Source organism: Micromonospora sp. NPDC048935 (assembly GCF_043197875.1).
In the GTDB taxonomy this organism is placed as follows: domain Bacteria; phylum Actinomycetota; class Actinomycetes; order Mycobacteriales; family Micromonosporaceae; genus Micromonospora.
In genome coordinates this window covers 313,612-325,057 of sequence record NZ_JBICTZ010000006.1, presented here as the reverse complement: position 1 = coordinate 325,057, position 11,446 = coordinate 313,612, and the positions used below count along the sequence as shown (strand labels likewise).

Here is an 11,446-nt window from a genome sequence, read left to right as displayed (position 1 = left end):
GAATGTCGACCGCGCCGTCTCCCGTAACAGGCACCACCAGACGGGCCCTTGCGGCGGTGTATGCCGCCGGCGCCGGGTCCGCCGTCGGGACCCAGATGACGACGCTCGCGCTGCCGTGGCTGGTGCTGGAGAGCACCGGCTCGGCACCGCGGGCGGGTCTGGTCTTCGCCGTGTCGGTGCTCCCCATGGCGGTGCTCGGATTCGCGGGCGGCGAGGTCATCCAACGGTACGGCGCACGCCGAGCCATGGTGATCATCGACTTCGCGCAGTTCGTGGCCATCGGTTCGATACCTGCGCTGGCCGCGGTGGGCCTGCTCAGCTTTCCCCTGCTCCTGACGATCGTCGCGGTGATCGGCGTACTCGGAGTGCCCTACTTCGCCGCGCAACGCGACCTGGCCACCGAACTCGCCGGTCCGGACCCGAAGGCGCTGATGCGGGCGAACAGCGTGCTGGAAGGGTGCTTCAACATCGCCGCGTTGGCCGGCCCGGCCATAGCGGGCGTGCTGATCGCGACGCTCGGCGCGGAGAAGGTGCTGTTGTTCGACGCCGTGACCTCGGCGGTGTCGGGTCTGCTGTTGTGGTGGTTTGTCCCGCGGATGCGGCGGACGGAGCTGGCGACGTCGGCACCGCAGGAGCGGCAGACCCCGGACCACTCGGGAATCCTGGCCGGGGTACGCGCACTGCTCCGGGACGACTTCCTGCGACGGGTGATGGTCACGACCGTCAGCTTCGGCTTCCTCATGCGGGTCCTGATGCTCGCGCTGCCGCTGCTGGCGTTCGCCCGCTTCGCCGGCGATGCCAGGGTTGGTGGGCTGCTGCTCTCCGGCTTCGGTGCCGGCGCGGTCGCCGGGGCGGCCGTCAGCTATCTGATCGGCAGCCGGTTGTCCCCGACGATGGTCTTCGGGCTGGCCGCCTTCCAGCTCGTCCTGCCCTGGTGGGTGCTGCTGTTCGACGTGCCGGTGCCGGTCCTGGTCGCCGCGCTCGCGGTGTCCGGTGCGGCGCTTCCGTTGTCCAACGCTCCGCTCTTCAGCATCCTGGCCACCCGGTTCGCGGCGGACATCCGAGCGAAGGTGATCCAGGCGGTCATGACCATCAGCAACATCGCCGGCCCGCTGGGCTTTCTGGCCGGCGGGATGGCGATCGGCCGCTTCGGCGTGACGACGACCCTGCTCGTCCTCGCGGCCCTGTCCACCCTCGCCGCGGTCAACCTGGTGGTGGCACTGCGGCACTTCAATCCGGTGGCGCCGACGAGCCCGCAGCCCGAGCCTGCGACGGCAGCTGCTCGGTAGCCCGCTCGGGCCCAGTGCCCGTGTTTCCTCGCGGAACGGTTCACCCGACATACGTGAGGGATGTGATGTCCGGGCCGACGCCGGCCCGGACATCACCGGGTGATGACGCGGTGCGCAAGTGCGGCCCACCCGGTGACCGAAGGTCAGCTATGCACTGATGGGCGCGGTTGCAGGTTCGCAACCGCGCCCATCAGGTGGCCGGTGGGGTGCCGGCCGCGCTCGCAGTCTGTCGGGTCGAGGCCGTCCTCAGGCCAGCGTCGACGGGGTTTCCGTCTCGATCGCCGCGACGGCCAGCAGCCGACCGCTTGCGGAGTCCCGCAGTTCCAGGTCGGCGATCTCGGAGAGCGGGTCGGTGACGTTCTGCCATCTCCGGGCGGTGACGGTGAAGAGCGAGCCCAGGTCGGCGTTGCCGAAGAAGCCCACCTTCTGATCGATCACCCGCCGCTGGAGGAACTGCCGCTCGGTGCGGCCGAGCCCACGCCACAGACGCAACAGCGCCGTATCGAAGATCGAGAAGTACGAGGCGAAGTAGACAAGCCCGGCGCCGTTGATGTCCCGCACGGCGTCCAGTGCGTACTCGAAGGACAGCTCGCCTCCGGCGACCGCGAATCCCGGCGGCGCCGGGGTGAGGAAGCTGCCCGCACCGCGGGCGCGGCCGACGAGCGTACGCGGTGAGAACTGATTGGGCAGTCGCGGCAGGTCGGCGTTGTCGAAGCCATCGGGGACGGTCTCGGAGAGAACCCGGTTGCTGCCCGGATTGCCGCGCGAGATCCACCGGTTGAGCGTCTCCGCGTACATGCACTCCGGGTCCGGCGTCTCGTAGACCTCCGCCGGATCGAGGAACGCGGTGCCGAGGCCGGCGCCGGCAGGCGCGAGCCGGTGCAACGTCAGAACCGAGCCGCCGCCGAACTGGAAGACCCTCGACGTCACCTCCAGCTCGTCACCGAAGGCCAGGCCGTGCGGATGAACGACCTTCCCGCCCCGGACCCGGTAGTAGTAGAACGAGAGGTAGGTCGGTTGGCCTTCGGCGGTACGGGCGGCGTGCACGTTGGTGCGGCAGGTCTCGGCCACCGATTCCCACGTCCAGTCGCCGATCCGTCCGAAGATCAGAGAGCCGCCGCTGCACATTCCCGGCGCGACGATCACCTTCCGGTGAAGGGCTGTGTTCTCGGGCATCAGCTCAGCGCTCCAGTCGTGAGTAGTGCCGGTGCGTTGCGGACGCGCCACCGGTGTGCCGCCGCGAGGAACGCGTCGTTGTCCGAGGGCGAACCGAGCGACACCCGGACGCCCTCCCCGTCGAAGACCCGCAGCTCGATTCCGACCCGGGCACACCAACTGCCGAACGGGCCCGCGTTCTCACCGAGCCCGAGCCACAGGAAGTTCGCCTGGCTGGCCGGGACCGCGAAGCCGTCGGCCAGCAGGGCAGCCCGCACCCGGGTCCGCTCGGCGATCGTCTGCCGGACCCGCGTCAGGAGCACGTCCTCAAGGGCGAGGGCGGCGACCGCCGCATGCTGGGCCGGCGCGCTCACCGCAAAGGGCAGCGTCATCTCGCGCAGCGACGCCACGATGCGCGCCGCGCCGATGAGATAACCGACCCGGAGCCCGGCGAGGCCGTACGCCTTCGAGAACGTGCGCAGGACCACCAGGTTGGGATACCTGTCGCACAACGCGAGACCGCCGGTCCCCATCGGCTCGTCGACGTACTCGAAGTACGCCTCGTCGAGGGCGACCAGGCAGGTCGGCGGGACGCGATCGAGGAACGCGCGCAGCCGGTCCAGGCCGAGCAGCGTACCCGTGGGGTTGTTGGGGTTGCAGATGACGACCAGCCGGGTCGTGGCGGTGATGCGATCGGCCATGGCGGCGAGGTCGTGCACGTCGTCGGCGAGTGGCACCCGCTCCGAGTGGACCCCCAGATGGCCGGCGAGGATCGGGTAGTACTCGAAGGAACGCCAGGCGTAGACGGCCGTCGCGCCCGGCCCGGCGAGCTGGAACACCGCCTGGAGCAATGCACAGGATCCGGCGCCGACGGCCACCCGATCCGGTTCGACACCGTGCCGCCGGGCGAGCGCCACGGTCAGGTCGGTACACGCCGGGTCGGGATAGCGGTTGACGTCCCGGCTGCTCGCCGCGACCGCGGCGACGATGTCCGGCAACGGGCCGTGGGGTGACTCGTTGCGCGACAGGGCCCGGGTGACGGCATGGGACGTTCCGGCGGTCGGCCCCGCGGCCTCACGCACGACAGCGCTCCGCGACCAGCTCGGCGATATCGCCAACCGTCGCGAGTTCCAGCAGTTCGTAGTCGGCGACGTGGATGTCCAGCCGCTTGCTGAGCAGGTCCGACAGCTCGACCACGGCGAGGGAGTCGAGGCCAACCTCGACGCGATCGGCCGTGGGCACGACGTCCTCGGTCCGCATCTGCAGATCCTCGACCAGGATGGCCTTGAGTTGGTCAAACATGGCTCGCCGTCCGTTCAGGCTGACCCGTGGACCCGGCGCGCAACGCGAGCGCCACGTCCTCGATGAGGTCCTCCTGCCCGGCCACTGCCTGTAGGCGGCCCAGTTCGAAGAAGACGTCGCGCGGGTCGACGCCCTCGCGGGCGGCGACGTCCAGCACCCGGTTCTTGAACCCGGAGAACACTCCGGCGAGACCACTCACCACGCCGATCGAGTCGATGGTGGGCGGCGCGGGCATCAGCTCCCGCTCGGCGATGTCCGCCGCGTCCAACAGCCGATAGAGATCGATGCCGGTGTCATAGCCCAGCCGTTCGAGCACGGGCACGAGAACCTCCAGCTGCGTGTTGCCGGCGCCCGCGCCGAACCCCCGGGCGCAGGCATCCAGGATGGTGGCGCCCGCCTCGGCGGCGGCGATGGAGTTCGCCACCGCCATACCGAGATTGTTGTGCCCGTGGAACATCACCGGCACGCTGACGGCGGACCGGATGGCCGCGATCCGCGTGCTCACGTCCTGCGGCAGGTAGTGGCCGGAGGAGTCGAGGATGCCGACGCCGGTCGCACCGAACTCGACGAGCCGTGCGCACTCCTCGGCCAGGCGCTCCGGACTGGCCATATGGCTCATCAGCAGCACGCCGTGTGCGTCGACGCCCGCGTCGCGCAGCAGCCCGAGGTGCCGTTCGGCCAGGTCGCTCTCGGTGCAGTGGGTGCCGATTCGGACGAGGTCGACGTCGTACGAGGCGGCCAGCCGGATGCTCTCGGTCGTGCCCCAGCCCGGCAGCATGAAGACGCCGAGCTTGGTGGTGGTCAACGCATCCCGGACCACCGACAGCATCGCCTCGTCGCTGAGCAGGGCTCGGCCGGCTTGCAGGGACGAGGCGCCCAGGCCGTTGCCGTGTCCCACCTCGACGACGGGTACCCGGGCGGCGTCGGCGGCGGCAGCGTACGCCCGAAGTTGCTCCCGCCCGAGCTGGTGGCGGACGGCGTGGTGCCCGTCGCGCAGCGTCGGGTCGTGGATCAGGATGGGTTGTCTCGGCGAACTTTCCGCAGCCTGCTGGCTCATGACACGACCTCCATGGCCTCGATCGGTCGGCGTTGCACCGCACACCGCTCGGCGACCCGGATCGCAGCCGAGTTGATGATGTCGAGGTTGCCCGCGTAGGCGGGTATCTGGTCGCCTGCGGAGGTCACCTCCACGGCGATGAACGCCCTGTTGTCGTTCACGATGCAACTCGTCACGGTGTAGCCGGTGGCGAACGCACGGACGTCGGCGGCGGCGGACGCCACGAGCGGGTGCACCGACTCGTGGGTCAGGCCCTCGCCGAGCAGCGACATGGCCACCCTGAAGGTCGCCGGTGGACGAGCCGGGCTGACGTTGAGGATGGCCTTCACGTCCCCGACGCCGGTGAACTCGCGGAGCGCGTCCTGAGTGGTCTCCACGTACTCATCGAGGTTCAGCCTGGTCCCGCGGCCGACGCTGAGCGTCGCGGCGGTCGCGACCACCTCCACGTAGTCGATGCGGTGCGCTCGGGTGATCGCTCGTACGATCGGCACCGATGCCTGCCCACCGCAACTCACCATGTTCAGGTCGCGGTGAGCGGCGGCCTCCGCGCCGTTGACTGTGGGGACGACCATGCGCCCGATCCGGCTGGGTGTGAGGTCGATCAGCAGCGTGCCGAGCGGTGCCAGCGCCTCGGCGTGCTCGGCGTGCGAGCCGGCGTTGGTGGCGTCGAAGACCACGTCGAGCGGTTCGTCGAGGTCGGCAAGTGACGACAGACCCCGGCTGGCGACCGGCAGCCCCAGCCGAGCGGCCCGCTTGAGACCCGGGCTGTCGGCCGTCCGGCCGGCGACGAGGCGAAGGTCCAGTGCAGCGGACCGCTCGACCTTCACCGCCAGGTCGACGCCGATGAGCCCGGCGCCGAGCACCGCGGCTGACAGCCGTCGTTCTGAGTTCATCGAGGAGATCGCCTTCCTATCCGCGTCGGGACTATGTGTTGGTGACGTGCAGGGTGACCGAGCCCAGATGATCGAATTCGGCGGTGTAGGTGTCACCGGGGCTCAACGGGACCGCGGCGTGCAGGGCGCCAGTCATGATCAACTGGCCGGCCTCCAACGTGACGCCACTTTCGCCAAGCAGGTTCGCCAGCAGCGCCACCACCGCCACCGGGTTGCCCAGGGCGTCGGCGCCCTGACCGGACGCGACCAACTCCCCGTTGCGACGGAAGGCCATTCGCACGAGCCGGTAGTCCAGCTCCGCGATGGCCGGGATCGAGCGTCCCAGCACGGCCGCGCCGTTCGAGGCGAGGTCGGCGATCGTGTCGCCCAGCCGGATGCGCCAATCCGTGATCCGGGAGTCGACGATCTCCAGACCGGCGATGACCTCTCCGATCGCCGCGTGGGCCTGCTCCACGGTGACGCCAGGACCGGTCAACGGCCTCGCCAGCCGAAAGACGATCTCGGCTTCCACCTTCGGCGAGATGAACTCGCCGCGAGCGAAGCACGCACCGTCCGCGCGGACGGTCGAGGCGAACACCGGGCCGTAGTCCGGGGCGTGGACCCCGAACATCTCCTGCATGGAGGCGGAGGTGAGCCCGGCCTTGTAGCCGATCACCCGTTCGCCGTCGGCGATCAGCAGTTCGGTCAGCCGGCGCTGGACGGCGTATCCGCCGGCCGCGTCGAGCGTGGGGCAGGCGTCGGTGAACGGAGCGATCGGCACGCGGTTGCTCCGCGCCTCGTACAGGGCCCTGGCCATGCGCTCGGCGTCGTGCTCCGCCATCGTCGCTGCTCCACCGTTCCGGCTCATCGAGTGGCCACGAAGAGGCGGCTGCCGGGCATTCCCAGGGTGGTGCTGGCCACCTCGGAGAAACCCGCCTGCCGGAAGAGTTCGCACCACCGGTCCTCGGTCGGCAGCCGTACGCCCATCGAGCTCTCGTGCAGGTAACTGAAGAGGGCGCTGAAGGCGCGTTCGCCCGGCGTGTCCACGTACGGCACCGCGTCGGTGACCACCAGGCAGCCGCCGTCGGCGAGGTGCTCGCGGCAGGCCCGCAGGACGCCTGCGAAGACCTCGGGATGCTGGGCGACATCGTGCATGACGAAGCCGGCATGGATGATGTCCGCGCCGTCGAGTGGAGCGGGGTCGTCGACGAGCGTCTCGACGGACCGGTTGACCACCGTGAGCCGGTCGTCCACCTGGGCGTGGCGGCCGGCGCGTTCGGCCTCCTCGCACGCTCCCGGGCTGAGGTCCAGGGCCACGCCGGTGCTGGTGGGCAGCTCGGTCAGCAGCCGGATCAGCAGCGCGCCCGCGCCGGAGCCGAGATCGACGATGTGTCGGGGCTTGCGGCTGATGATCTCGGACAGCACTCCGGGATAGAAACCGCGCGAGCCGATCCAGCGGGACGACACCGCCACCAGTCTGCCGTCGCGCTGGTGCTGGCGGCCGGCCGCGTCCGGCTCACGCAGAAACCGCTCCGCGTGATCGATGTACGGCCGGTTCGCGCTGAGCGACCAGGAGAGGTAGCCCGCCTCGTGCCGCCGGTCCGCGAGCTCCGCGCAGGGCGTGAACGGCCCGGTCTCGGCGTCACGCTCCAGCAGCCCGGCGGCGGACATGGCGCGCAGGAAGAGAAGAGCGCGAGCTTCGGGAACGCCGGTCGCGGTCGTTGCCTCGGCCAGCGTGAACGGCGTCCCGCGATCGAGTAGCGGCGAGAGTCCCAGATTCTCGGCGATCTCCAGAAGAGTGGCGTTCGCCGCAAGGTCTGCGGCGATGTCACTGACGTCAGAACTAATCACTGGTTCACCCACGTCCTACTGATTCGGCGATTTTTCGGTGACGACCCTTGCTTTTCCGATTCGTGTCCGTCCAGGTGGGAGGGCCGGCGATGAGGTGACGGCCTCCATCAACCGTTCCTTCCGTAACGGCGGCAATCGACGTTCTCGGCACGGATCCACAACGGTTGTCAATGTGCCACGGAAACACGGATCGCCTGCAGAGAAGAGTCGGCAGACATACGGGAAGGCTGCCGCCACCGGGTCGGCCACCGGCGCAGCCGTCCGTCGCCCGACAGGCAGGACGACCGGCGCCGACGCGACGATGGCAGGTCGATGCTCCGCTATCAGGCTGCACCGGCGGCCGACAGCGAGTCGACAGCGAGTCGACAGCGACCTGTTAGTCCGTCGCGGAACCATCCGGCCAGGACATTCCGACGCCACGCCCCGGCGTGACGACGAAGGAGGCGTGATGGGGGAACCGATGTGGGTCAACGTCATGGCGACCGACCCCGTGCTGGAGGCGGGCGTGACGAGCGCGATGCTCGGGTGCCCGGACATCGAGGTGGTGACGACGCGGGAGAAGGCGGCGGTCACGGTCCTGGTGGTCGACCATCTGGGCCAGGACGCGCTGGACTCGGTGCGGGCCGTCCGCACCGGCGCGGACCGGCCCGAGGTGGTGCTCGTCGTGCCCGAGGTGGAGCCGGCTGACGCGCTGCGAGCCATCGCGGCGGGTGCGCGCGGCCTGCTTCGGCGCCGGGAGGCGACCGCGGAGCGGCTCACCCGCACCGTGCTGGCCGCCGGTGAGGGGGACTGCACGGTCTCGCCGGACATGCTCGACCGGTTGCTCGCCGCGCCGGCGGTTCCGGCCGGCACCCTGGCGTCGAACATCAGCGACCGCGAGCGCGCGGTGCTGCGGCTGATCGCCGAGGGCCGGGAGACCGGTGAGATCGCCAGGGAGCTGTGCTACTCGACGCGAACGGTGACCAGTGTCGTGCATGACATCACGCGACGATTCCGGCTGCGCAACCGGGCCCACGCGGTGGCCTTCGCCCTGCGGGCCGGGATGTTGTGAACGGCGAACAGGAGAAGATCATGATGGCATCGACCGCACACGTGGTGGCCCCGAACGTGACCATCCGGGCCGAGGTGCTGGCTGCCCTGCGGCGTGCCGGCGTCACACCCGTGCCCGACCCGTACGAATCACCGGACACCGTCATCGTCACGGCGGTCGACACGGTGCACGAGGCGCTGACGGCCTGCCCGACGCGGCCGCGGTCCACGGCGCAGCGGACGCTGCTGGTCGCCGACCGCTTCTCACCGACGGACGTGGTACGCGTACTGCGTTCGGGGACTCTGGTGATGCTCCGCTTCGCCGACGTCACACCGAGCCGACTGGCCGCTGCGGTGCAGGCCGCCCGGGACGGCGAGGTCCGGCTGCCGCACGAGGTGCTGGTCGGGGTGCTCGGTGGAACCGGTACGCCGAACCAGGCCGAAACGTCCTGGACGGCCGGCCGGTCGCCGCTGACGCCCCGTCAGACGAGGGTGCTCGCGTTGATGGCCGAGGGCCAGGACAACGCGATGATCGCCCGGTCGTTGCTGTGTTCCAACCACACCGTGAAGAACGTCATCTACGACATGATGGCGCGGTTGCAGGTTCGCAACCGCGCCCACGCCGTGGCCTGTGGGGTGGCGGCCGGGTTGATCTGAGCCCGTCGTCCGTGGGTGCACACCGGCGTGCAGCCACGGGCGACGTGTCACTCGGGTGCGGTTGGTCGTTTCGACGGTCGGCAGCGGATCAGCGGAGGCCGCGCGGGCGAGGCGACCGTGCCGCCGTCACCACGCGGCTGGCCGACGGCGGTCAGCGGCCGGCATCCGGTCACCGATGACCCGCAACAGATCGGCCGGCTCGGTCGCATAGCTCAATCCGGATCCGGGCAGCTGCACCAGATCGGTGTCGCCGTACGCCGACCAGCCGGCCACCACCTCCGCCTCGATGCCCTGGTCCAGCCACCGAATCGCGGTCAGCGGACAGCGCAGCGGCGCCGGGTGGGGCACTTGATAGGCCCGCAACGCGGCCAGTTCGGCCCGGAGCGCCCGTGCGCCGGCCGCGACGATCGACGGCAGCGGGATGGTGCCCATGGCCACCGCCGTCGCCAGCACCCGCTCGGTCAGTTCGTCGTCGGTCGGTTCGGTGTGCGCCTCGCCGGCATAGCGGCCGAGGAACTGGGGTGCGGGACAGCCCGAGATGAACAGGCGCAGCGGTGCCGGCGCGCCCTGCCGGTCCAGCTCGACCGCGACCTGGTAGCCGAGCAGCGCGGCACCCTCGTGGCCGAACAACGCGAACCTCTCGACCCCTCGGCGCCTGAGGTCCGCCACGAGCTGCGCGGCCCGCTCCGGCAACCCCGAAGGGGGCTGGGCCGCAGACCGCGTTCCCGGTGCTGCGCCGCCCAGATCGCCCACGACCGGCGGGCGGACAACCCACCATGGGCCGACGGTGTCGGGCCATCGGTCGAACTGGAAGTCACCGTTACCGGCGCTGGGTATGCAGATCAGCGTTGCGGTGCCGACATGCGGAGCGGTCCGCTGGTCCAACCATGAGGCCATGAGGAGGGTCGCCTTCGTTGACGGAGAGTAGGCAATTCTTGCTCAACCGTCGTCCCGGGCACCTCCACACCGCTATCGCCGATCGGGTAGGCAGCGGCCGGCGAGGAAAGCGTCGTGATGGGGAGCCGAAAACGGCCGGCCATAGCTTCGTTTCTGTCGGCGGCAGCCGGCACAAGAACCGAAGCAGACAAGGGGTACTGAGTTGCTGGTCTCAATGGTTTCCGGTCCGCGCCTGATCGTCTCGTCGGCCACGTCGGTGGTCGCTGTTGCCGGCGACACGCCGTGGGGCTGATCAGTCTCTCCCGGGCAGGCCGACGGAGGGCCGCCGCAGCGGTGTCCCTCCGTCGGTCAGGTGCCACCTTCCTCACGAAGTCGGAAATGGTTCGGCCATCGCCACGGCTATCTTGCGTGGCCCGGTGAACGGCTCACGGGCGTGAGCCGCAAGCATGTTGTCGACGATCAGTACGTCGTCGCGCTCCCAGTCGAAGCGGCGCCGGGCGGCTCGGTAACAGTCGCGCAGGTGCGCCACGACCTCGTCGGGGATTCGCCCGCCGTCACCGTAGTAGGTGTTGGTGGGCAGGTCCGCCTCGTCGAACATCTCCCGCAGCGCCTCGCAGTCCTCCTCGGGCAGCGTGGTCACGTGGAAGAACGTGAGGTGGTTGAACCAGACGGTCTCGCCGGTCACCGGGTGCTGGTGCACCGCGCGGCGGCGGGCCGTCGTACGCAGGCCGTTGCGCCCGACCCACTGGACCTCCACACCGCTACTCGCGCAGTAGCGCTCGACCTCCGCCCGGTCGGTGGTGTTGAACGCCTGCTGCCACGGCACCCCGAAGCCCTCGGTGAAGTTGCGTACCACAGTCCAGCCGCGCCGGGTGAATTCCTCCCGCACGCTCGGATCGATCGACTGTAGGACCCGGCGGGTGTCGGCCAGCGGTGTGGCACCCTGCGTGTCGGGCGGGGCGATGCAGTAGAAGAACAGCGTCAGCGGCCAGGTCGCCTGGTACGAGTTCTCGTTGTGCAGGAAGATCTCCTCGGTCGGTGGGTAGTCCGTCGAGGTGTAGACCTGGCCCTCGATGGTGCTCCGCGGTGACGACCGCTCGGCGTAGGACAGCGGCGCACCGGACACCGCCCGGACGACCCGTTCGAACCCGCTGACGCCGCCGATGTCGAAGCCGCGCAGCAGGACCGCGCCGTGGGTGTGCAACTGCCGACGGACCGATTCCCGGATCCCGGCGATCTGACTCTCGGCCGGTACGCCACTGCTGGGCGCGGTCAGCACAGCGGGCAGTATCGACTCATCGCTTGACACCGCGGGTATGAGGCGTACGGGCGTGATG

At 70.0% G+C, this 11,446-nt stretch carries 12 protein-coding genes; 3 read left to right on the top strand and 9 right to left on the bottom strand.

Annotated elements, in window-relative coordinates; translation table 11 throughout:
- Nucleotides 1-2 precede the first annotated feature (2 nt).
- The gene (locus ACGFIW_RS19185; protein ID WP_393317182.1) at nt 3-1,289 is read left to right on the top strand and encodes an MFS transporter; all 1,287 of its coding nucleotides are present in this window, start codon (nt 3-5) and stop codon (nt 1,287-1,289) included.
- 246 nt (nt 1,290-1,535) lie between these two features.
- Here ACGFIW_RS19185 and ACGFIW_RS19180 read toward each other — a convergent pair whose 3' ends face one another.
- From ACGFIW_RS19180 to ACGFIW_RS19150, 7 genes are read right to left on the bottom strand one after another with little or no spacing between them, the layout of a single operon-like run.
- Nucleotides 1,536-2,465, bottom strand: coding sequence for an LnmK family bifunctional acyltransferase/decarboxylase (locus tag ACGFIW_RS19180; RefSeq protein ID WP_393317179.1), 930 nt, complete (start codon nt 2,463-2,465; stop codon nt 1,536-1,538).
- A complete protein-coding gene (locus tag ACGFIW_RS19175) occupies nt 2,465-3,526 on the bottom strand; it encodes a histidinol-phosphate transaminase (RefSeq protein WP_393317176.1) in 1,062 nt (353 codons plus the stop codon). Before ACGFIW_RS19175 ends, ACGFIW_RS19180 begins: the two co-directional genes overlap by 1 nt.
- Nucleotides 3,519-3,746 (bottom strand): acyl carrier protein, encoded by a 228-nt coding sequence (locus ACGFIW_RS19170; protein ID WP_393317173.1) that lies wholly within the window; start codon nt 3,744-3,746, stop codon nt 3,519-3,521. The genes ACGFIW_RS19175 and ACGFIW_RS19170 overlap by 8 nt, the downstream gene beginning before the upstream one ends.
- Entirely contained in the window at nt 3,739-4,803 is a 1,065-nt protein-coding gene (gene dmpG, locus ACGFIW_RS19165; RefSeq protein WP_393317170.1) for a 4-hydroxy-2-oxovalerate aldolase, read from the bottom strand. The genes ACGFIW_RS19170 and dmpG overlap by 8 nt, the downstream gene beginning before the upstream one ends.
- On the bottom strand, nt 4,800-5,696 hold the full coding sequence (locus tag ACGFIW_RS19160; protein WP_393317167.1) for an acetaldehyde dehydrogenase (acetylating): 897 nt from the start codon (nt 5,694-5,696) through the stop codon (nt 4,800-4,802). The genes dmpG and ACGFIW_RS19160 overlap by 4 nt, the downstream gene beginning before the upstream one ends.
- A gap of 31 nt (nt 5,697-5,727) precedes the next feature.
- Nucleotides 5,728-6,516: a 2-keto-4-pentenoate hydratase gene (locus ACGFIW_RS19155; RefSeq protein WP_393317165.1), complete on the bottom strand. Its 789-nt coding sequence runs from the start codon at nt 6,514-6,516 to the stop codon at nt 5,728-5,730.
- 23 nt (nt 6,517-6,539) lie between these two features.
- Entirely contained in the window at nt 6,540-7,526 is a 987-nt protein-coding gene (locus ACGFIW_RS19150) for a class I SAM-dependent methyltransferase (protein ID WP_393317162.1), read from the bottom strand.
- Nucleotides 7,527-7,974: 448 nt separating this feature from the next.
- Here ACGFIW_RS19150 and ACGFIW_RS19145 point away from each other — a divergent pair, with 448 nt between their 5' ends.
- Together ACGFIW_RS19145 and ACGFIW_RS19140 are read left to right on the top strand one after the other, a co-directional pair.
- On the top strand, nt 7,975-8,577 hold the full coding sequence (locus tag ACGFIW_RS19145) for a response regulator transcription factor (RefSeq protein WP_393317159.1): 603 nt from the start codon (nt 7,975-7,977) through the stop codon (nt 8,575-8,577).
- A gap of 20 nt (nt 8,578-8,597) precedes the next feature.
- Nucleotides 8,598-9,212 (top strand): LuxR C-terminal-related transcriptional regulator, encoded by a 615-nt coding sequence (locus ACGFIW_RS19140; RefSeq protein ID WP_393317156.1) that lies wholly within the window; start codon nt 8,598-8,600, stop codon nt 9,210-9,212.
- 126 nt (nt 9,213-9,338) lie between these two features.
- On the opposite strand, the gene ACGFIW_RS19135 is transcribed toward ACGFIW_RS19140, so the two are convergent.
- Together ACGFIW_RS19135 and ACGFIW_RS19130 are read right to left on the bottom strand one after the other, a co-directional pair.
- Nucleotides 9,339-10,109, bottom strand: coding sequence for a thioesterase II family protein (locus ACGFIW_RS19135; protein ID WP_393317154.1), 771 nt, complete (start codon nt 10,107-10,109; stop codon nt 9,339-9,341).
- A gap of 364 nt (nt 10,110-10,473) precedes the next feature.
- Nucleotides 10,474-11,418: a TauD/TfdA family dioxygenase gene (locus tag ACGFIW_RS19130; RefSeq protein ID WP_393317423.1), complete on the bottom strand. Its 945-nt coding sequence runs from the start codon at nt 11,416-11,418 to the stop codon at nt 10,474-10,476.
- Nucleotides 11,419-11,446 lie beyond the last annotated feature (28 nt).

Coding starts and splice junctions, on each gene's coding strand:
- ACGFIW_RS19185 (WP_393317182.1), top strand. CDS start 3: ATGTCGACCGCGCCGTCTCCCGTAACAGGCACCACCAGACGGGCCCTT.
- ACGFIW_RS19180 (WP_393317179.1), bottom strand. CDS start 2,465: ATGCCCGAGAACACAGCCCTTCACCGGAAGGTGATCGTCGCGCCGGGA.
- ACGFIW_RS19170 (WP_393317173.1), bottom strand. CDS start 3,746: ATGTTTGACCAACTCAAGGCCATCCTGGTCGAGGATCTGCAGATGCGG.
- dmpG (WP_393317170.1), bottom strand. CDS start 4,803: ATGAGCCAGCAGGCTGCGGAAAGTTCGCCGAGACAACCCATCCTGATC.
- ACGFIW_RS19160 (WP_393317167.1), bottom strand. CDS start 5,696: ATGAACTCAGAACGACGGCTGTCAGCCGCGGTGCTCGGCGCCGGGCTC.
- ACGFIW_RS19155 (WP_393317165.1), bottom strand. CDS start 6,516: ATGGCGGAGCACGACGCCGAGCGCATGGCCAGGGCCCTGTACGAGGCG.
- ACGFIW_RS19145 (WP_393317159.1), top strand. CDS start 7,975: ATGGGGGAACCGATGTGGGTCAACGTCATGGCGACCGACCCCGTGCTG.
- ACGFIW_RS19140 (WP_393317156.1), top strand. CDS start 8,598: ATGATGGCATCGACCGCACACGTGGTGGCCCCGAACGTGACCATCCGG.
- ACGFIW_RS19135 (WP_393317154.1), bottom strand. CDS start 10,109: ATGGCCTCATGGTTGGACCAGCGGACCGCTCCGCATGTCGGCACCGCA.